Below are 20,322 nucleotides of genomic sequence, written 5' to 3'. Positions count from 1 at the left end.
TCAGCGGCGGTAGAAGATCCGGTCCGCGTACTCCTCGAAGACCCGCGCGTTCCACTCGTGCCCGCCGTCGACGTTGCCGGAGCGGAGCATGGGCGGGGTGACGCCGCGCTCCGCCAGGTCCGCCGCGGCCGTGGCCACGACGGCCTGCATCAGCGCGCTGGTCACCACCGTGGAGGCCGGGCCGAACGGTGCCGGGACGCCCGGCACGGACAGCTCGGCGTCCCCCGGCGCGATCTTGCTGTCGACGACGAGGTCGCAGTGGTCCTTGAGGAAGGTGCCGCTCGCGTGCCGGGAATGCGTCTCCTTGGCGTACGCCACCGATGTGACGCCGATCACCGTCATCCCGAGTGCCCTGGCCTCCTGCGCCATCTCCACCGGGAGCGGGTTGCGGCCGGAGAGGGAGATGACGAACAGCAGGTCGCCCGCCCGCGCGGGGGAGCTTCGCAGCACGACCCGGGCCAGGCCGCCCACCTGTTCGAGGGCGCTGCCGAGGGTGGCGGGGACGACGTCCACGCCGACCGCGCCGGGCACGGCCAGCAGGTTGACCAGGGCGAGACCGCCCGCGCGGTAGACGACGTCCTGTGCGGGGAGCGAGGAGTGCCCGGCGCCGTAGGCGAACACCCGCCCCCCGGCCGCCACGGTGTCGGCGAGCGCGGCCGCGGCCGCCTCGATCGCTGGGGACTCCTCGTCCCTCACGCGCCTGAGCAGTGCGATGGCGGCGTCGAAATATGCGGCGGCCAGATCGGTCATGCCGAGAACCGTGCTGCCGCAGCGTCCGCCTGTCAACCACGGCGTCCCGGTTGCCGGTCGCATGCGTCAGAATTGAGGCCAGGGCCACGTACGAGCCATCGAGGGGCACGCATGTCCGGACTGATCGACACGACGGAGATGTATCTCCGCACCATCCTGGAGCTGGAGGAGGAGGGTGTGGTCCCCATGCGCGCCCGAATCGCCGAACGGCTCGACCAGAGCGGGCCGACGGTCAGTCAGACCGTCGCGCGTATGGAGCGGGACGGGCTGGTGAACGTCGCGGGCGACCGGCATCTGGAGCTGACCGCCGAAGGGCGGCGGATCGCGACGCGCGTGATGCGCAAGCACCGGCTGGCCGAGTGCCTGCTGGTCGACGTCATCGGCCTGGAGTGGGAGCACGTGCACGCCGAGGCGTGCCGCTGGGAGCACGTGATGAGCGAGGCGGTCGAGCGACGCGTCCTGGAGCTGCTGCGGCATCCCACGGAGTCGCCGTACGGCAACCCGATCCCGGGCCTGGAGGAGCTGGGCGAGAAGGACGGCGCGGACCCGTTCCTCGACGAGGGGATGGTCAGCCTGACCGACCTGGAGACGGGGCAGGCGGGCGCGAGCGTGGTCGTCCGGCGGATCGGGGAGCCGATCCAGACGGACGCCCAGCTGATGTACACGCTGCGGCGGGCCGGTGTGCAGCCGGGCGCGGTGGTGTCGGTGACCCCGTCGGCGGGCGGTGTGATGGTCGGCAGCGGCGGTGAGGCGGCGGAGCTGAGCTCGGAGACCGCGTCCCACGTCTTCGTCGCCAAGCGGTAGGACGGTCCCGCGGAGCGTCGCGGTGCCCGGGGCGCCGCGTGGCGGTGTCTCGTCGCGGCTTGTGCGGTCCCCTGCGGCTGTGCGCTCGGTGGATCGTCTGTGGGGTGCGCTCGGTGGATCGTCCTGTGACGTCGGGCCGGGCGGTTCCGGCCGGTCCAGGGCGGTCCGCCGCCGGCGCGGCGCTTCTCGGGCGCCGGTGAGGCGGGTCGTCGGCGGTGGGCGGTTCCGGCGGAGGGACTCCGGCGCCTCCCCATGCGCCGGAGTCCCTTTCTCCCCCGATCCCCCGTCCCTCCCCTGTCCCCCTCCGTCCCCTCCCTGTCCCCCTCCGGACCCCCCGGTCCCCCTCGTCCCCATGGAGGCCACCCGGATCCCCGAGCTGTCCGGGTGGCTCCCCGCTGTCCGTCTCCCCGCCGGACCGCGTCCCGCTGAAGTACTCCCCTCGGCGTGGGCGGGCAATCCTTGAGCGTTGTCACTCGAAAGAGCGGTGTTGCGCGCGTGAAGACGCATATCGAACAGGATTTCGATAGCGTGGGGGTCTGAACGTCACGTACCAGGGGGTGCGGCACATGGCCAGGCGCGTCGAAGTCACCGGAGCGGGCGGCCTCCCGCTCACGGCATGGGAGTACACCGACGGGCCCGCCCCGCAGTCAGGCACCGGGCCCGCGGCGGCGTCCGACGAGGTGCCCGAGGAGGTGCGGCGGCCCGCCGTCCTGCTGCTGCTGCACGGCCTGATGGGACGGGCCTCCCAGTGGGCCGGCACCGCTCGCCGGCTTGCCGCGCGCCACCGGGTGGTGGCCCTGGACCAGCGCGGCCACGGAGGCAGCGCCAAGCCCGAGGGGCCCTACACGCGGGAGGCCTACGTGGCCGACGCCGCCGCCGCCGTCGAGCAGTTGGGGCTCGCCCCGGTCACCGTCGTGGGGCACTCGATGGGCGCCCTCACCGCCTGGCAGCTCGCCGCGCGCAGGCCCTCGCTGGTGCGGGCGGTGGTCTTGTGCGACATGCGGGCGGCGGCTCTCGGAGAGGCGAGCCAGCGCCGCTGGGAGGACTGGTTCGGCGCCTGGCCGCTGCCCTTCCCGGGGCCCGACGCGGTCCGCCGGTGGTTCGGCGAGGAGGATCCCTGGCTGGAGGGCCCGCGCCCGTCCCGGGGCCGGTTCTTCGCCGAGGTGATGGAGGAGCGCCCCGACGGCTGGCGCCCGGTGTTCGCGCGGCGGCACATGCTGCGGTCCCGGGAGTCCTGGGTCCACGACGCCCACTGGGAGGAGCTGGCACAGGTGTCCTGTCCCGCCCTCGTGGTACGCGGATGGGACAGCGAGCTGGGCCGTGCCGAGGCCCAGGAAATGGTGCGGGTGCTGCCCCGCGGCTCGTACGCGGAGATCCCCCACGCCGGGCACCTCGTCCCCTGGGAGCAGCCCGAGGCATGGGCCTCCGCTGTCGAGACCTTCCTGGCGGACGTCGTGGGCCGGCCGGTATGCCAGGCCTGAGCAACGGGTGTCAGGCGAAGACGACCGTGCGGTGGCCGTTGAGCAGGACGCGGTGCTCGCTGTGCCACTTCACGGCGCGCGCCAGGGCCTGGCACTCCACGTCGCGGCCGACGGCGACGAGTTGCTCCGGGCCGGCCTCGTGCCCCACCCGCTCGACCTCCTGCTCGATGATCGGGCCCTCGTCGAGGTCGGCGGTGACGTAGTGCGCCGTCGCGCCGATCAGCTTCACCCCGCGGGCGTGGGCCTGGTGATAGGGCCGGGCGCCCTTGAAACTGGGCAGGAAGGAGTGGTGGATGTTGATGATCCGGCCGGACAGCGCCTTGCAGAGGTGGTCCGACAGCACCTGCATATAGCGGGCGAGTACGACCAGTTGCACGTTCTCCCGCTCCACCAGGGAGAGCAGCTCCGCCTCGGCCTCGGCCTTGTTCTCCTTCGTCACCGGGATGTGGTGGAAGGGGACGTCATAGGAGGCCGCCAGCTCCGCGAAGTCGGTGTGGTTGGAGACCACGGCGGCGATCTCCACCGGCAGCGCGCCGATGCTGGTACGGAAGAGCAGGTCGTTCAGGCAGTGCCCGAACTTGCTCACCATGAGGATGACCCGCATCCGCTCGTTGCAGGGTGTGATCTGCCAGTCCATGCGGTAGGCGTCGGCGACGGCCGCGAAGCTGGCCCGCAGCTTTCCGGCGGTGACGGGGTGGCCGGCCGAGAAGTGCACCCGCATGAAGAACAGTCCGGTGTCGTGGTCGCCGAACTGCTGGCTGTCCTCGATGTTGCACCCGGTCATGAAGAGGTAGCTCGACACGGCGTGCACGATGCCCGTCTTGTCGGGGCACGAGAGGGTGAGGATGTACTGCTCGGCCTGTGGCTGCGACTCGTCGGCGGCGTTCACGGGGCCAGGGTCGCACAAACTCGTCCCGCCGTTCCAAGCCGTCCACCGACCGGGCGGCCGCGTTCGCCCGGGAGGGCGCCCGCCACGCGGCGGCGCGGCCCGCGGCCGACGGCGGCTCAGGCCGTGCGCGTGTAGATCCGCAGGATGTCCAGGGAGCGCGGCGGTGTGTCCGGGTCCTCGCCGTCCCCGGCCGCCAGCCGCACGTGCGCCTCGCGGGCGGCCCGTACCGCCTCGGGCCAGGCGTGGTGCTCCAGGTAGGCGGAGACGGGGGCGTCCGCGCCCACCTGGTGCAGTATCTTCAGCACCCGCAGCACGGCCACATCGACCAGCGCCGCCTCCTGGGAATCCCTGAAGACGGTGCCCACGTACTTCTCCGCGGACCAGTTGTCGAGCCAGGTGTCCTCGACCAGGCGGTAGACGGCGTCGGTCACGTCGCCGTAGCCCGGCTGCCCGGTGAGCCACACCTCACGCTGGAACACCGGGTCGCTGATCATGTGCAGCGCGGAGCGCACGTTCGCGCGCCAGCGCCACCAGGGCATGTCGTTGAGCGGCATGCCCCCCATCGTGGAGGAGCGGGTGCCGCGGCGGGAAGACTTCTCCGTACTCTGCACAGTGCACGATCGTACGTGCTCCGGAATTCCCGCACTTTGTTCACCCGATGGTGACCCTCCGTTCCCCCGTGTTCATCCGGGGGTTGCGGTAAGCCCGGAATCGTCCCGCTCCATGAGTGATCGCCGTAAGCGCAGAGCTGCTCCCTTTGTGTCCGCGATGACCGGCGTCGTCCTGCTGGGGGGATGCGGCACACTCCCCGGGGAGTCGGGCGACGCCATGGGCCCGATCACCGTCATGACCTGGGCGCCGCAGGACACCGGCGCGACCAACATGCCGGGCATGCCGGCCATGGCCAAGACCTACGCCAAGTACATCAACGCCCGCGGCGGCATCGGCGGCCGGGAGTTGCGGGTCATCACCTGCAACGACCACAACACCGCGCTCGGCGCCGACGACTGCGCCGAGCAGGCCGTCGACAAGGGCGCGGTCGCCGTCGTCGGCTCCTACAGCCAGTACGGCGCCGCCTTCACCACCACGCTGGAGGCCGAGGGCATCCCGTACCTCGGCGGCTACGGCATCACCCAGGACGAGTTCCAGAGCTTCCTCTCCTATCCCGTCAACGGCGGCCTGCCCGCCCTGATGGCCGGCGCGGGCCGGCAACTGGCGGGCAAGTGCACGAAGGTGACCCTCGTCCGCCCCGACACCGCCGCGGGCGACATCTTCCTGCGCTTCCTCGACGCCGGCCTGCGCGACGCGGGCCGCACCAGCGCCACCGACCTGCGCGCCGCCGAGGACGCCACCGACTACAACACGATCTCCCGGAAGGCGATCGGCGCCAACGAACACGGCGCCTGCGTGAGCGCCGCGCTCGGCGACAAGACCGCCACCTTCTTCGACGCCTTCCGCCGCACGACCACCACCGACCCGGTCACCGGCCTGGAGGCCGGTCCCAGGGCGCGGATCGCCTCCGTCCTCGGCAGCGTGCAGCAGACCACCCTCGACAGCACCGGCGGCGGCAACAGCCCGCTCGAGGGCGCCTACGTCACCGGCTGGTACCCGCCGGCCTCCGACGCGCGCTGGGCGCCGCTGCGGAACACGATCAAGAAGTACGCCTTCGGGGACAACGACATCGACCCCGATGATCCGGGTGTGCAGACCACCTGGATCGCCTACAACGTCCTCACCAAGGTCGTCGAGAAGATGGGCAAGGACCGGCCGGTCACCGCCGCGACGCTGAAGACGGCGCTGGACGAGGCGCACGACGTCTCCACCGACGGCCTCACGCCGCCGCTCGGCTGGCGGGAGCAGGACACGTCCGCCATCATCGAACAGCCGCGTCTGGTCAACGGCCGGGTCACCTTCCAGAAGGTCGAGAAGGGCCGGCTGGTCGCCGCCCGCAAGGGCTTCGTGGATGTGACGGAGACCCTGGAGCACGCCCCGGGCTGACGGGCCCGGGCCCGGTCTCCCCACGGCGGCGTCCACGCTGCCGCGCACGGCACTCTGGCCCCGAGCCCCAAGGCTGAGGGACCCTCACCGTGCCGCGCGGACGCGTCACAGGGTGCTGCCGCCCCACCCTCAGAGCTGACTGCCCTGATGCTGCGTCAGCCCGTACTTCCTCGCTATGGGGTTCCAGAGCGCCGCCGCGCTCGTCTTGGCCCGCGAGGCGTTGCCGCTCTGGGTGTTGCCTGCCGTCAACTGGTCGGTCGACCGGGCGTGTCCGTGCCGGCACAGCTTCCGGTTGTCCTTGATCTGGTCGGCCCAGGCCGCATAGTGGTTGTCGGCGGAGGCCGAGGCCGCCCACGCCTTGTTGAGGGCGTCGGTGAGCGCCTGGTGGTTGGGGAGCTTGTCCACCGGGAGTGCCTTCAGCCGCGCCATCAGGTCGTTGCGCTGTTGCGCCGCGGCCCGCAGGTCGGCGGCCGCCCCGTCCAGGTTGCGGCAGCCCTTGATGCTCTCGACCGCGTTGACCACCGAGGTGCGGCTGCTGCCGCTCGTCTTGAGCAGCGCCTCCAGCCCCTTGGCCTGCTGCTCCGCCGCGTCCGTGCCGCCGCCCTTGGAGGAGGCCGGGGCCGAGGCGCTCGTCGAGGGCGCCGGGGACTGCCCCGCGACCGGGTTGCCGTCGTCCCCGCCGCTCATCAGGGCCCCCGCGAGCAGTCCCGCCGCGGCGCAGCCGCCGACGACGATGCCGATCAGCGCGGCCGGGGTGAGCTTGCGGCGGGCCGGCGCGGGCTGGCCGTACGCGTAGGACGGCGGCGGCGTGGCGGCGGGCGGCGCGTAGGAGGGCCGCCCGTGGTCCGGGGCCGCGGCGTAGCCGGGCTGCTGCTGGGGTGGGCCGTCCTGGCGGTACAGGTGCCCGAAGTCGTCGTGGGGCTGCTGCGCCGGGCCGCCCTGGGGGCCTGCGGGGTGCTGGGAACCGTTCGGATAGCCGTAGCCGGAGGCCTGCGGCGAGGCCGGCGCGTCCTCGAAGCGCGGCAGGTGCTGGGTGGGGTCCGCGCCGGCAGGAGCGCCCGGGCGCAGGTCGTAGGGTGCGGCCTCGGACATCGGGTACGGCGGCAGGACCTGCGTGGCGTCCGCCACGGGGCCGGTCTGGTACATCGGCGCCGGGGGCTGCTGCGGCTCGTGCGGCGGCATGGGCGGCCGGTTCTGAGGATACGGCGGGAAGAGCTGTGTCGCGTCGGTGTCCGGGAGGGACTGCTGCGGGGAGCCGTACGCCTGCGTCGGCTCGCCCCACGGCTGCCCGGCCGCGGGGCCGGCACCCCAGGCGGTGGTCCCTCCCGGGCCGGGTATGCCTCCGTCCGCGGGCAGCACCACGCCCTCGTGCACCTCCGGATACGCCTCGTCACCGCGTCCGCCGTGCATCACCGGTACCTCTGCCTTCTCCGTCGCTACGGAATCGTCGGCTCACGCTACCGGGTCTGCTTCGGCGGTCACCACGCCGCGGTCGGTCCGACGGGGGTGCGGCCGGCCCTCCGGCGCAGAACAGGGATCGCGTACCGCCGACTTGATGTCGTTCCCGTAACGATTCCGGAGACGGAGGCGGAGAGGGGACGAGAGCGGGGCCGGGGCACGCGCCGTCCCGGCCCCGCCTCCGCGCCGTCACGCCGCCAGTTCCTCCTCCTCCAACCGGGCGCCGAACTCGCGGACGGCGCTCTCCGCCGCGTAGGGCTGCAGGCGCGTCCGGAGGTCGTCGAGGTACTCCGCGCCGCGGTGGCTGCGGAGCGAGGCGAGCAGTTCGACGGCCTGTGCGCCGGTGTGGCAGGCCTGTTCGACCTCCCGCTGCTGCACCTGGGCCTGGGCCAGCAGCAGCAGGCCGAGGGCCCGGCGCCGGGACTTCTCCGGGGGGTGCCCGGCGAGCGCCTCCTCGGCGCGGCGGACCGCCTGCGGCGCCTGGTCGAGGTCGCGGTGGCAGTGGGCGAGCTCGTCGGCGAGGTAGGCCGGGCCGAAGTGCCGGATCCAGCCGGGGTCGTCGTCCGGCTCGGAGTGCTCCAGCGCCTCCACGGCCTGTCCCGCCACGGCGGCACAGGCCCGCGCGTCGCCCATCAGCGCGTGGCCGCGGGCCTCCGCCGCGTAGAACATGGCCTGCGCGGTGGCGGTGACCTGACCGCGGGCGCCCTCCTGGGCGGCGCGGGCCAGTTGGGCGATCTCACGCGGGGTGCCGAGCTGTGCGGCGAGGTGGCTCATCCCCGCGGCCAGCACGTAGCCCCCGTACGCGCGGTCGCCCGCGGCCTGGGCCAGCCGCAGCGCCTGGATGTAGTAGCGCTGCGCCAGGCCGGGCTGGCCGGTGTCGACGGCCATGTAGCCGGCGAGTTCGGTCAGCCGGGCGACGGCGGAGAAGAGCTGGCGTCCCGTCGCCTCGCGGTAGGTGCCGGCGAGGAGCCCGGAGACCACGCTGTTGAGGTAGTGCACCACCACGGGGCGCACCTGGCCGCTGCCGAACCGGTGGTCGAGGTCGTTCAGCGCCCGGGTGGTGGCCCGTACCGCCTCGACGTCGGCCATGCCGACGCGTTGCCCGCCGGCGCGCGCGACCTGCGCGTCGGCCCGGGTGATCAGCCAGTCCCGGCTGGGCTCGACCAGGGCCGATGCCGCCACGCTGGAGCCGGTGAGGAAGTCCCGGCGGCCGACGTCGCTCCGCCACAACTCGCAGACCTGCTCGATCGCGCCGAGCACGGTGGGCGCGAAGTGCAGGCCCACGCCGGATGCCAGGTTCTTGCCGTTGGCCATGCCGATCTCGTCGATGGTGACGGTGCGGCCGAGTTTGCGGCCGATGGCCTCGGCGATGATCGCGGGGGCGCGGCCCCGCGGTTGCTGGCCGCGTAGCCAGCGGGCCACGGAGGTCTTGTCGTAACGCAGGTCGAGGCCGTGCTCCGCGCCGCACATGTTGACCCGGCGGGCCAATCCGGCGTTGGAACAGGCTGCCTCCTGGATCAGTGCCTGCAGCCGTTCGTTCGGCTGGCGGGCGACGAGCGGTCGTGCGGCCATGGGCTCCCCCTCGCAGCTGCCACTTTCGGAACTGGGGATTCCGTTCCTGCAGACCCCTTCCCGGTACGCGCCCTCCAAATGCCCCGCAAACGACATTATTTGCGGAGCGATGCATGCTTACACACCCATGGGTGACTACCCGGATGCCGGACCTCCTCCACCGCGCGCCCCCGCTCGTGCTCCCATGCGCCCGCCATGAGCCGCGAGGCCGGGGCGTCACCGCCCGTAACCCGCGCTGGGCAGCGCAGTTGTGAAGGTCGTGAAAGACGTGAAAGACGTGCGCGGCCCTGTGGAACACACCGTCCCGGCCCCGCGGCGGAGCGCCGGCCAACTCCTCGACGCCGCCGTCCGGTACGCGGAGGAGCGGCACTGGGACGTACTGCCCGGTGCCTGGCTCGTCGAGGACGCCGCCCCCTTGGGCGGGGGTCCCCGCGCCGCGCGCTGCTCCTGCGGCGACGCCGGCTGCCCGGCGCCCGGGGCGCACCCGACAGGCCCGGACTGGGCGGGTGAAGCGAGCGGGAGCGGTCCCGCGGTCCGCAGGATGTGGCTGCGGCACCCGCACGCGTCGGTCCTGCTCCCCACCGGGCGCACCTTCGACGCGATCGACGTCCCGGAGGACGCCGGCTGCCTGGCGCTGGCCCGTATGGAGCGTATGGAACTGCCGCTCGGCCCGGTCCTCGGGACGCCGTCCCGCCGCATGATCTTCTTCGTGCTGCCCGGGGCCGCCGCCAAGGCGCCGGGCCTGCTCCGCCGGCTCGGCTGGGCGCCCTCCTCGCTCGACCTGGTGGTCCGAGGGGACGGCGACTGGGTCCCGGCGCCGCCCACGCGGCTCGGCACCGGGGGCGTCGTCCAGTGGGTGCGCCAGCCCACGGACCTCAACCGGTGGCTGCCGGACACCGACGAGTTGATCTCCCCCCTCGCCTATGCATGTGGGCGCAACCGCTAGCCAGGCGGTACCCCCTTCGGCATAGGGTGGCCGGATGCCGCACACATCTGCCGCTCCCGCCGTGCGCGTTCAGGGACTGTCGAAACGCTTCGGGGGGCAGGTCGCCGTCGACGGGATCGATCTCACACTGCCCGCGGGGCACTTCGTGGGACTGGTGGGGCCGAACGGGGCGGGCAAGACCACGACCCTGTCGATGGTGACCGGGCTGCTGCGGCCCGACCACGGCCTCATCGAGGTCGGCGGCGCCGATGTCTGGCGGGATCCGGTCGCCGTGAAGGCCCGCATCGGCGTGCTGCCGGAGGGTCTGCGGCTGTTCGAACGGCTCACCGGCCGCGAACTGCTCGCCTACACCGGCCGGCTGCGGGGCATGCCGGGCGCGGAGACCGACCGCCGCGCCGCCCAGTTGCTCGACGTCCTCGACCTGGCCGGCGCCGCCGGCAAGCTCGTCGTCGACTACTCGACGGGCATGCGCAAGAAGATCGGCCTGGCCGCCGCGCTGCTGCACAACCCCGAGGTGCTCTTCCTGGACGAGCCCTTCGAGGGGGTCGACCCCGTCTCCGCCCAGGGGATCCGCGGGGTGCTGGAGCGCTACACCTCGTCCGGGGCGACGGTCGTCTTCTCCTCGCACGTCATGGAACTGGTGGAGAGCCTGTGCGACTGGGTGGCGGTGATGGCCGCCGGGCGGATCGTGGCCCAGGGACCGCTCGCCGAGGTGCGCGGGCAGGAAGCGACGCTGCAGGACGCCTTCCTGACGCTGGTGGGCGCCCGTGACCGCGGACCGGGTCAGGAACTGGACTGGCTCGGCGGGACCGAGGCGAGGGCGGCGCGGGGCGCCGGAGGCGCGGGCGCTGCGGACGCCGCAGACGGCGCGAAGGGCGCAGATGGCGCGAAGGGCGCGAAGGGCGCGGAGGGTGCGGACGGACCGGCCGCGGCGGGCCGGTCGTGACCGGCACCTTCGTACGGCTCAAGCTGTCGCTGCTCCGCAACGGGTTGCGCCAGTCCACCGGCCGCCGGGTCGGCTGGATCATCGGCACCGTGGTGGCGCTGCTGTACGCGCTGGGTATGGCCGTGGGGCTCGTCGCCCTGCGCGGGAACGCGTACGCGCCGTCCGCGGCCATCGGGGTCGGGGTGGTGTTCGGGGTCGGCTGGGCCGTGATGCCGCTGTTCGTGTTCGGCGGTGACGACACCCTCGACCCGACCCGGCTGGCCATGCTGCCGCTGCGGCCCGCGCCGCTGATCAGGGCGCTGCTGGTGTCCTCGCTGGTCGGCGTCGGGCCGCTGCTGACGCTCCTGGTGACGGCCGGCGCGGCGGTGTCCGTGGTGGCGGGCGCCGCCTCGGTGGTGGCCGCGGTGCTCGCGGTGCCGCTCGCCGTGCTGCTGTGCGTCGCCCTGGCCCGGGCCGTCGCCGCGGCCAACACCCGGCTGCTGACCAGCCGTAGGGGGCGCGACCTGGCCGTGCTCAGCGGCGTGCTGATCGCGGTGGGCGGTCAGTCGATCAGCCTGGCCGTCAACGCGCTCGCCTCCGGGCACGGTCTGGAGCGGTTCGGCGCCTTCACCGCCGTGCTGCGCTGGGTGCCGCCGGCGTCGGCGCTCGACGCGGTGCGCTCGGTGGCGGAGGGCTCGTACGGGCTCGCGGCGGCCGAACTCGCGTGGAGCGCCGCCGTGCTGGGCCTGGTGCTCGTCTGGTGGCACACCAGTCTGGACCGGCTCATGACCCGGCCGGACGCCTCCACGCTGCAGGCGGCCCCGTCGAGCGTCCGCGCGTCCCGGTTCCGGTTCCTCCCGGGGGGACGCACCGGCACCGTCATGGAGCGCCAGTTCCGCTACGCGTGGCGCGATCCGCGGACCAAGGCCGCCTGGGCCACCGCGCTGGCGGTGGGACTGCTGCTGCCGCTGGCCTCGGCGATCCAGAACGGCAGCGTCTACACCGCCTTCTGGGCGGCCGGGCTGCTCGGGCTGCAGATGTACAACCAGTTCGGCATGGACGGTTCCGCCTTCTGGACCGTCGCGGCGACCATCTCCTCCCGCGCGGACGCGTACGCGGAACTGCGCGGGCGCGCTCTGGCGATCGCGGTGGTCGGCGTCCCGTACGTCGCGGTCGTCACCCTCGGCTCGGCCCTCCTGCTGGGGCGGGCCGAGGCGGCGGCCGAGACGCTCGGGCTCTCTTTCGCCCTGCTGGGGGCGCTGGTCGCCACCGGCGCGTGGGCGAGCGTGCGCTTCCCCTACTCCATGCCGCACGAGAGCCGCTTCGGCAGCGCCGCCGCGCCGGGCCAGACCGGCCTGGCCTGGATCGGCGCCGTCGGGGGCGCGCTGACGGGCGCGACGCTCACGCTTCCCCTGCTGGGCCTGCTGATCTGGCTGCACGTCACGGGCCGGCACGGCGCGCTGTGGCTGCTCCTGCCGCTGGGCTGCCTCTACGGCGCCGCGGTCGCGGTGCTGGGGGTCCGCACGGCGGCGCCCCGCCTGCTGGGCCGCCTGCCGGAGGTGCTCACGGCCGTGAGCAAGTAAGAGGTCGCGCGGATAGGCGGGGTGGAGAAAGGAGCGGGTCGAGGGCCGAGTCCGGCAAGGCGGAGAAGGGAGACGCAGCGGAGCTGCGGCGACCGACGACAACGCCGCCGGGCGAGAGCCATCGGCCCGCGACGCCGGCCCGCCTATCCGCGCGACCTCGGGGCCGCGAGGATGGGCGGGTCCGGCGCGGCCCCTCGCCGCGCCGGGCGCCCCGGTGGCCCCGACCGGGTGCTTCGCGTCCGGCCGATCCGCTGCAGACGCCGGCCCCCCGATCCCGGTCTCCAGACCGGTTCAGCCCGACCTGCGGCCGCCATGGCCCAGGTCCGGACGCCCCTTCAGCGGGTCGTCGGTGGTCGGTGCGGAGTGCGGTTGCGGGGGTGTCCAGGGAGTTCGTCACAAAACGATCTTGGGCGCCCTCGTGCTCATGCCCGCCCCCACCCCTTGGAATTGATCATCTAGAGGCGTGACAACGATGCCGTGGCGTGCAGGACGTCCTGGATCGCCGCGCTGTCGCCCTCGCGCCCCGCGGCGATGCGGTCGGGGGAGACATGGCCGGCGGCCAGCTGGCAGAAGTCGAGCTGGTCGACGGCGATCTCGGCGACGACCGTCTCGGGGGTGCCGATCGCGCCGGGCGAGTCCAGGCAGATGTACCAATGGCCGCCGCCGGCCCCCTCGACGTGGAGGTCGAGGGTGCGACCGGGGGTCCCGGCCGGGACGAGACGGGTGGGGGACTCGGCCAGCCCCGCCTGGCGCAGGGCGGCCAGGGCGGTGGGCAGCATCCGGGCCGTGAGGTCGATCATGCGGTTGAGGTGCGGCGCCGCCGGCGGCCCGTACTCGGGGTAGTCCAGGGCCTGTGCGATGTCCTCGGCGTGGATCCAGCACTCGAAGGCTCGGTCGATCAGGGCGTCCCGCATCGGCACGACGGCGTCGGAGAAGTCCACGGGCATCCCGCCCGTCCCGGAGCCGGCGAGGGACAGGGTCCGGACGACGTCCCGCGTCTGGGTGCGCCACTTGTTGCGGACGAAGGGGTGCGTGTGGCGGCGGCAGCGCCGGCCGGCGAGTTCGGTGCGTTCCAGGCGGGTGTGCGGCGCCCCGGGACCCAGCGGGTCGTCGAGGCCGAGGGCGGTGGCCACGATGCCGTCCACGGAGCCGAGATGCGCGAGGACGCCGCAGAGCGTGAGCTCACGCGCCCCGCCGGCCCAGACGAGCCGGACGGGCATGTCCCACTCCGGCTCGCCGAGGTCGGCGAGGAGCGCGTCGAGGCGGGCGGTCTCCGCGTCGTACGGCGCGGCCCACTCGGGGACGGGTATGCGGGCGGGACGGCGGCCCAGGCATCCCTCCAGTACGCGGGCGCGCAGCAGCGGGTCGAGGTCGAGGGAGGACTCCTCCTGGTGCAGCAGGCCCACCGCGCGCCGCAGTCGATCCGCCTCGTCGGCGCAGGGCGCGCAGTCGGCGAGGTGGGCCTCGACGGCGCCGGCCTCCTCGCGGGAGCAGGCCGACAGCGCCCACGCGCCCAGCAGGGAGCGCAGCACACGGTGGTCGTATGGCCGGGCCTCGGGCCGCACGGGCTCGAGCGCGGGTTTCCGCACCGGCTCGAGCACCGCCTTCTGCCCCTCCTGCGCTTCCTCCTCCGACGTGTGCTCCGGCTCCCGCGCCTGGTGCGCCCGTGCCGACTCGGCCGCCTCCACCGCGGTGCGCGCGGGCGCGTCCGGCGGCGCGGGCGAGGGGGCGATCCGCGGCAGCGGGCCGTCCTCGGCGGCGACGCGAGGCATGGGCACCCTGGGCAGATTCGTCCCAGGCGGGTGCTCGCCGTTGCCGGCAGGTCCGTTCACAGGGACCTGCCCAGGGGCGAGGGGTCCTGCACGGCGGTGGACAGCAACTGGAGCCCGAGGCGCAGGCGGCGGCGCGCCTCGTCCTCGGTGACGCCGAGGTCGGCGGCCGCCTCGCGGTAGTCCATGCGGCGGCGGTAGGCGAGGTCGAGGGCCTGGCGCAGGGGGGCGGGCATGGAGGTCACGATGTAGTCGGCGCGGGCGGCCTCCGAGGCCTCGCGGATCCGCGCCTCGACCTGCTCCGGGCTGCCCGTCCCGCGGTTCTCGGCCTGGCGCAGCCGGTGGACGGCCTGCCGCTGGGCGAGGCCGGCGATCCAGGAGCGCAGCGAACCCCGCTTGGGGTTGTAGGCGTCCGGGTTCTCCCAGACATAGCCGAAGACCTCACGGGTGATCTGGGCGGCGGCCTCCTCGTCGTCCATGACGCGGTGGGCGAGGCCGTGCACGAGGGTGGCGTAGCGGTCGTAGAGCTCCCCGAGGGCGGCCTCCTCGCCGCGCGCGAGCCGCTGCTGCATGGTGCGGTCCCAGCGGGGTGGTGCGGATGCTGCCATCGCGTCTCCCCCTCGTCGCGGTCTTGTGGCGCCGCCTTACTACGGTCGTACTGCCTCGGATCGAATGTATCCGCCGATGGCTGCCACGGAGGACGCCTTGCGGCAACCTTCTGCCACAACTGATCGGTTCTGGTAATGCGTTACCCGGGTGTGACCGGAACATTGCGGGGAAGCGGCGCGGGCGGGGCATAGGGTCTGTACGACCGCTGCCGGGAGAAGGGCCAGACAGTGGCATTGCAGGTGTCGCGGGACGAACGGGACGAATGGCTGATCCTGACGGTCTCGGGAGAGATGGATCTCGTGACGGCGCCGGTGGTGCGCCAGCATGTGCACGACGCGGTGGCCGACGGGCGGCACAGCGTGGTGCTCGACCTGGCCGGGGTCCACTTCTGCGATTCCAGCGGTGTGGGTGTGCTGATCGCCGCCCGGCGGCTGATGCGGTCCTGTGCCGGGCAGCTGCGGCTGATCCTTCCGCGCAACAGTCCCTCCGACGGTGTGGCCCACGTCAACCGGGTGCTGGCCGCGCTCGGCGTGCGGCGGCTCTTCGAGGTCTTCCCCGATCTGGCGGCCGCCACCGACGACGCGGCGCGGCCGATGTCGGCCTGAGGCGCTGCCCGGGCCCCTGCCACTCCCGGGGGCGGGCGGACCCGGCAAGTGTGCTGTGAGCACTCTCACATGGGGTGTCTGCTTCGTCCATATCGGGCCGCTGGGAGCCGGATTGCGGAGTACCAGGGGAAATCTGCGGGAGACGCATCTTTCGCGGGTCTTCCGTTCGAGTTACCTTCGTCCGCAGAACACGCGTTCATGATTCTGTCGGCGGGTGGGGGCGTTCGCACGGAGGTCTCCACTGCCCATGCTCGATCTCTCGGGCGCATGGGACCACTTCTCGTGGTCCCTGCGTGAAGTGCACTGGTACGGAGTGGCCGTCGGCTCCCTCCTCGCCGTCAAGCTGCTGCTGTCCGTCCGGCGGCGGCGCCGTGCGGAACGCGTCTTCGACACGCCGGCGTCCCGGCTCCGCATCCACGGCGTGATCACGGTCTACAACGAGGCCCCCGCGATGCTGCGCGGCTGCCTGGAGTCGGTCCTCGCGCAGACACTGCTGCCGCACTCCCTCACCGTGGTCGACGACTGCTCCAAGGACCAGTCGGCGCGGGCCCTGACCGAGGAGTTGCGCCCGCGCTTCCAGCGCGCGGGAGTACGCCTCGACTTCGTCCGGTTCCCCGACAACCGCGGCAAGCGCCACGGCCTCGCCGCGGGCTTCGGGCAGGAGCCGCTTGCGGACGTCTACCTCTGCATCGACTCCGACACGCTGCTCGACCGGCACGCCGTCGCCGAACTGGCCCGGCCCTTCGCCAAGCGCCGGGTCCAGTGCGTCACCGGGCTGGTGCTCGCCCACAACCGCGGCGCCAACCTCCTCACGCGTCTGATCGACATGCGGTACGTCAACGCCTTCCTCGGCGAACGGGTCGCCTACTCGCGCCTGGGCTCGGTGCTCTGCGCCTGCGGCTCGCTGGCCATGTACCGCGGGTGGGTCGTCCGCAAGCACCTCGACGACTTCCTCGGCCAGCGCTTCCTGGGCCGCCCCGCGACCTTCGGCGACGACCGGCGCCTGACGTACTACTGCCTCACCGAGGGGCTCTCCCTGATCCAGCCCTCGGCCGTCGGCTACACCGACGTCCCCGAGCGCATCGGCCACTACGTGCGCCAGCAGATCCGCTGGGGCAAGTCGTTCATCCGCGAGGGCGTGCTGCTGCTCGCCACCTTCCGGTTGCGCCGCGTGCACTGGTGGCTCAACCTCGTCGAACTGGTCACCTGGGTCGCCTTCACCGCGGGTCTGCTCGCCGCGCTCGTCGCCGTCCTGACGCACCCGCGGGGCTGGACGCTGCTGGCCGGCTACCTCGCCTACATGTGCGTCATGGCCTGGGTGCGCTCCGTCCACTACCTGCGCGGCGCCGCGCAGGTGCGGATCGCCGACCGGGTGCTGACCTTCCTCGCCGCCCCGCTGTACGCCCTGCTCAACCTCGGCCTGCTGCTGCCGCTGCGGCTGTGGTCCCTGGCGACGCTGCGGCGCACCAACTGGGGGACCCGGGCCCGGGTCGAAGTCGGCGGCGCCCGTGACGACATCGCCTTCCAGCCCGTGCCGCAGCCGACCCCGCGACCCGCCCCGCTGCCCCTTCTGCCGCGCCAGCGCCGGGAGTCCGCCGGGGACGTGGGGGACCGGCAGGAGCGGTGGAACCCATGGGACGCGTCCATGCCCGCCGGGACCGCCGGACCGCTGCCGGAGAACGCCCCGTAACCGCGTCCGCTGCGCCGTACCCCCATCCCGCCGCGGTGGATCCACCGCGGTCCGACGCGCCCCGGAGACCGCACGGCGTGCCCCCGGCACCGCCCCTCCACCGCACCAGGAGCTCCCGTGGGTTCTGCCCGCCCCTCCCTCCGACCCTCCGTCCGGCCCGGGCCCCCCGTCCCCCGAGGACGCGGCGACCGGCGCCGCGCCGTCCGCAGGGCGGCCGGGTACCTGCTGCTGGCGGCCGCCGTCGGCGCGGGTGTCACGGCACTGGTCCCCGCCTGGCGCGGGACGCACTCGCCGCCCCCGGAGATCACCGTCCGCTACAAGGCGGGCACGCCGGTGTCCGCGGCCACCGCCCGGCCGTGGCTGGAGGTCGTCAACACCTCCGGCCACCGGATACGGCTGTCCGACGTGGCGATCCGGTACTACTACACGCAGGACGGCGGCGGCGCCCCGTACGCCTTCAACTGCGTGCAGGCCTCGGTCGGGTGTTCCGACGTCGACGGGCGGACCGTGGCCATGGACCGTACGACGCCGACCGCCGACCACTACCTCGAGGTCACCTTCAGTAAGGCCGCCGGCACGCTCGCGCCCGGCGCGAAAAGCGGCGCCGTCGGGGTCCAGCTGTACCGTCCGGGCGGCACGGTGGACCAGCGCGACGACCGCTCCTTCAGCGCAGGCCGCGACACCTTCCAGGCGTCGCGGCTGGTGACCGGCTACCTGGACGGCAGGCAGGTCTGGGGCGACGAGCCAGGCGGTGGCGCCGCGCCCGCCCCCACGGGGGCGGCCTCCGCCTCCGCTACCGCCTCTGCCTCTGCCTCGGCCGCGGGCACGGCACGGCCGGCACCGGGGGCCGCCTCCGCCGCGGGCACGGCACGGCCCGCACCGCCGTCCGGGATCTTCTTCGACGACTTCCGCTACAGCGGCCCCCGCGACCCGGCGCTGCGCGCCCACGGCTGGCTCGTCCGCACCAGCGGGGGCGGTCCCGGCATCCCCGGCACGTGGTCGGCGGGAGGCGTCAGCTTCCCCGCGGACAAGGACGCCCTGGGCGGCCAGGTCCTGCGGCTGCGCGCCGCCACGGACGGGACGCGGCGCGGCACCACCCAGGCCGAGGTGCACACCACCGGCCTGAAGTTCCTGACCGGGACCTTCGCCGCCCGGATCCACTTCGCGGACGAACCGGCGGCCGGCCGCAACGGCGACCACGTCAACGAGACCTTCTTCATGATCTCGCCCCGCCGCGGCGCCGAGTACAGCGAACTCGACAACGAGTACCAGCCCAACGGCGGTTGGGGAGCGCCGGGCCCGCGGCTCGACACGACGACGTGGCACAGCGCCAGGGAGGGGGACCGGGTGACCAGGCCCACGATGTCCAGCCTCGAGGGGTGGCACACGCTCGTCACCACGGCCGCGCACGGCGTGGTGACCTACAGCCTCGACGGGCACGAACTGTTCCGCACCTCGGGCACGTACTACCCGACCCGGGACATGTCGGCGAACTTCAACGCCTGGTTCGTCGACCTGCCGTTCTCCGGGAAGCGCACCTGGGACATGAAGGTCGACTGGTTCTACCACGACGCCGGCAAGGCCCAGTCGCTGGCGGAGGTGGAGAAGGCGGTCCACGGCCTCGCCGCGGGCGGCACGGGCTATGCGGACACGCTCCGCGAGCACTGAGCCGGCAGGGTGCGCCGGCCCACCGGGTCAGCGGCCTACCGGGTCAGCGGTCGGCCGGTGCACCGGTCGGCCGGTGCACCGGTCGGCTGGTCAGAGAAGGCAGCGGCCGGTCGGGAGCCGGCGGTCGGTCAGAAGTCGGCCGGTGCAGGGCCCAGTGTCGTGGTGCCGATCGCCGCCCGGTGGCCCAGGCCCGTCCGGTAGGCGTCCAACGCGGCCTCCACCCGCCCGGAACGGCGCAGCAGGTCGCCCAGCAGCCGGCAGATGTCCGCGAGGTCCCCGGCGGCTCCCGCGCGTTCCAGCAGCGCAAGTGCGGACACGAAGTGCTCCTCCGCGGCCTCGGGGTCGCCGCGTTCCTCCGCGAGCAGCCCGAGCAGCCGGTGCGCGCCGCCGGCGTGGACGGCGCCGCGCCACGGGCCCAGCTCGTCCAGCAGGCGGATCAGCAGGTCCTCGGCCTCGACGGATTTACCGCGCCGCCGCAGCACGTCCGCCAGCTCCACCTCGACCTGCACCGTGAACAGCACGGACCGTCCGGCGGACAGCATGTCGCGGGCGGTACGCAACTCCCGCTCGGCCTGTTCCAGATCCCCGTCCTGGGAGTGGACATAGCCGCGCATCCAGTGGCAGTGGGCCAGCTCCGTGGGCAGGTCCAGGCGCTGGTAGAGCTCCTGCGCCTTCGCCAGCGAGGCCTCGGCCTCGTCCGTGCGCCCCGCGACGATCAGCGTGCGGGCGATGCTGCGGTGCATCTGGGCGACCAGGGCCGGATCACCTGCCGCGGGAGCGAGGTTGAGCGCCTGCTCGGCGGCGTGGGCGGCGCGGGCGTAGGCGCCCAGGTCGGTGTACGGGCCGATGGCCGCGATGTACAGCAGCAGCAGCGCGTCGGGGTCGGGCCGGGAGCCGTCCGGCTGGATCCGCCGCTCGAGCCGGTTGATGCCCTCCTCGAGCAGGTGGGAGGCGTAGCGCACCTCACCGGCCAGCAGATGGGAGACGGCCCGGCCGCGCAGCGCCGCGGCGCGCCGGGCGTCGGGGGCCGCGGGGTCGGCGACCATCAGCCGCTCGGCGGTCTCGAAGTGGAGGCGTGCCTGCGCGAGTTCACCCGCGTCGAGGGCGGCGTCGCCGAGCCGCAGCAACTCGAGCGGATCCTGCGGGCCGTCCTGGGGGCCGCTTTCCGGACCTGCGCCGGGACCTTCCTCCAGGCCGTCCTGCGCCCGGTCCTGGCCGTCCTGTGTGCCCACCGTGACCCATCCCCTCTGGAGCTCCTGCGGAGGAGGTTACGCGGGTTTGCGTCACACGTGCCTCACGCTTCTGCAAAGCGCTGCTCGAGCGCCGTCCGAGCGCCGTCCGAGCGCACTTCGACCAGGTCGCGCAGACCGCGTACGGGTCCGTTCCCGGGCGGTCGGCGCGGCCGCCATCCGGCTGGCGATTCAGGCTCTTTGCGGCAAGTGCCGGTTGTGACGTCTTCGCCATGGATAAGGAGTGTCCGGCAGCTGATATCAGGTTGTGCCCGAGGTGTGACTCGTCACACCCTGGATCCGAGCCCGCCTCGGGTACGCTCCATCGGGTGCGTGTGGTGGTGAA

Annotated in this window: 17 protein-coding genes; 9 read left to right on the top strand and 8 right to left on the bottom strand. The window is 73.5% G+C overall.

Translation table 11 applies throughout. From position 1 onward, the window contains the following. The gene (locus ACRWND_RS08670; RefSeq protein ID WP_431947684.1) at nt 1–750 is read right to left on the bottom strand and encodes an SIS domain-containing protein; all 750 of its coding nucleotides are present in this window, start codon (nt 748–750) and stop codon (nt 1–3) included. A gap of 111 nt (nt 751–861) precedes the next feature. On the opposite strand from ACRWND_RS08670, the gene ACRWND_RS08665 reads away from it, so the two are divergent. Then, a complete protein-coding gene (locus ACRWND_RS08665; RefSeq protein WP_431947682.1) occupies nt 862–1,554 on the top strand; it encodes a metal-dependent transcriptional regulator in 693 nt (230 codons plus the stop codon). A 566-nt stretch (nt 1,555–2,120) separates the two neighbouring features. Beyond that, nucleotides 2,121–3,035 (top strand): alpha/beta fold hydrolase, encoded by a 915-nt coding sequence (locus ACRWND_RS08660; protein WP_431947680.1) that lies wholly within the window; start codon nt 2,121–2,123, stop codon nt 3,033–3,035. Nucleotides 3,036–3,045: 10 nt separating this feature from the next. On the opposite strand, the gene purU is transcribed toward ACRWND_RS08660, so the two are convergent. Both purU and ACRWND_RS08650 read right to left on the bottom strand, forming a co-directional pair. Beyond that, nucleotides 3,046–3,924 (bottom strand): formyltetrahydrofolate deformylase, encoded by an 879-nt coding sequence (gene purU, locus ACRWND_RS08655; RefSeq protein ID WP_431947678.1) that lies wholly within the window; start codon nt 3,922–3,924, stop codon nt 3,046–3,048. A gap of 116 nt (nt 3,925–4,040) precedes the next feature. Further along, nucleotides 4,041–4,487, bottom strand: coding sequence for an SCO4402 family protein (locus tag ACRWND_RS08650; protein WP_431947745.1), 447 nt, complete (start codon nt 4,485–4,487; stop codon nt 4,041–4,043). A gap of 160 nt (nt 4,488–4,647) precedes the next feature. Here ACRWND_RS08650 and ACRWND_RS08645 point away from each other — a divergent pair, with 160 nt between their 5' ends. Further along, complete coding sequence (locus ACRWND_RS08645) at nt 4,648–5,922, top strand: ABC transporter substrate-binding protein (protein WP_431947676.1); 1,275 nt, start codon at nt 4,648–4,650, stop codon at nt 5,920–5,922. Between the two features lie 129 nt (nt 5,923–6,051). Here the strand turns inward: ACRWND_RS08645 and ACRWND_RS08640 are convergent, their stop codons facing one another. Together ACRWND_RS08640 and ACRWND_RS08635 are read right to left on the bottom strand one after the other, a co-directional pair. After that, on the bottom strand, nt 6,052–7,332 hold the full coding sequence (locus ACRWND_RS08640) for a hypothetical protein (protein WP_431947674.1): 1,281 nt from the start codon (nt 7,330–7,332) through the stop codon (nt 6,052–6,054). A gap of 237 nt (nt 7,333–7,569) precedes the next feature. Beyond that, a complete protein-coding gene (locus tag ACRWND_RS08635; protein ID WP_431947672.1) occupies nt 7,570–8,952 on the bottom strand; it encodes a transcriptional regulator in 1,383 nt (460 codons plus the stop codon). Nucleotides 8,953–9,229: 277 nt separating this feature from the next. On the opposite strand from ACRWND_RS08635, the gene ACRWND_RS08630 reads away from it, so the two are divergent. From ACRWND_RS08630 to ACRWND_RS08620, 3 genes are read left to right on the top strand one after another with little or no spacing between them, the layout of a single operon-like run. After that, nucleotides 9,230–9,898, top strand: coding sequence for a bifunctional DNA primase/polymerase (locus tag ACRWND_RS08630; protein WP_431947743.1), 669 nt, complete (start codon nt 9,230–9,232; stop codon nt 9,896–9,898). Nucleotides 9,899–9,932: 34 nt separating this feature from the next. Further along, nucleotides 9,933–10,844, top strand: coding sequence for an ABC transporter ATP-binding protein (locus ACRWND_RS08625; RefSeq protein WP_431947670.1), 912 nt, complete (start codon nt 9,933–9,935; stop codon nt 10,842–10,844). Further along, entirely contained in the window at nt 10,841–12,406 is a 1,566-nt protein-coding gene (locus ACRWND_RS08620; RefSeq protein ID WP_431947668.1) for a transporter, read from the top strand. The genes ACRWND_RS08625 and ACRWND_RS08620 overlap by 4 nt, the downstream gene beginning before the upstream one ends. Nucleotides 12,407–12,861: 455 nt before the next feature. Here the strand turns inward: ACRWND_RS08620 and ACRWND_RS08615 are convergent, their stop codons facing one another. Together ACRWND_RS08615 and ACRWND_RS08610 are read right to left on the bottom strand one after the other, a co-directional pair. After that, nucleotides 12,862–14,178 (bottom strand): maleylpyruvate isomerase N-terminal domain-containing protein, encoded by a 1,317-nt coding sequence (locus tag ACRWND_RS08615; protein WP_431947666.1) that lies wholly within the window; start codon nt 14,176–14,178, stop codon nt 12,862–12,864. A 56-nt stretch (nt 14,179–14,234) separates the two neighbouring features. Continuing rightward, nucleotides 14,235–14,783, bottom strand: coding sequence for a sigma-70 family RNA polymerase sigma factor (locus ACRWND_RS08610; protein WP_431947664.1), 549 nt, complete (start codon nt 14,781–14,783; stop codon nt 14,235–14,237). A gap of 228 nt (nt 14,784–15,011) precedes the next feature. On the opposite strand from ACRWND_RS08610, the gene ACRWND_RS08605 reads away from it, so the two are divergent. From ACRWND_RS08605 to ACRWND_RS08595, 3 genes are all read left to right on the top strand, one after another. Further along, complete coding sequence (locus ACRWND_RS08605) at nt 15,012–15,389, top strand: STAS domain-containing protein (RefSeq protein ID WP_431947662.1); 378 nt, start codon at nt 15,012–15,014, stop codon at nt 15,387–15,389. Between the two features lie 247 nt (nt 15,390–15,636). Next, nucleotides 15,637–17,079 carry a glycosyltransferase gene (locus ACRWND_RS08600; RefSeq protein ID WP_431947660.1) on the top strand — a complete coding sequence of 481 codons (1,443 nt, stop codon included), beginning with the start codon at nt 15,637–15,639 and terminating at the stop codon, nt 17,077–17,079. Nucleotides 17,080–17,196: 117 nt separating this feature from the next. Continuing rightward, a complete protein-coding gene (locus tag ACRWND_RS08595; protein ID WP_431947658.1) occupies nt 17,197–18,747 on the top strand; it encodes a cellulose binding domain-containing protein in 1,551 nt (516 codons plus the stop codon). Nucleotides 18,748–18,875: 128 nt separating this feature from the next. Here ACRWND_RS08595 and ACRWND_RS08590 read toward each other — a convergent pair whose 3' ends face one another. After that, nucleotides 18,876–19,979, bottom strand: coding sequence for a tetratricopeptide repeat protein (locus ACRWND_RS08590; protein WP_431947656.1), 1,104 nt, complete (start codon nt 19,977–19,979; stop codon nt 18,876–18,878). Nucleotides 19,980–20,322 lie beyond the last annotated feature (343 nt).

Source organism: Actinacidiphila sp. bgisy167, from assembly GCF_965342175.1.
Taxonomy (GTDB): Bacteria; Actinomycetota; Actinomycetes; order Streptomycetales; family Streptomycetaceae; genus Actinacidiphila.
Note: the sequence above shows the minus strand (reverse complement) of the source record. Positions and strands in the feature narration are given on the sequence as shown.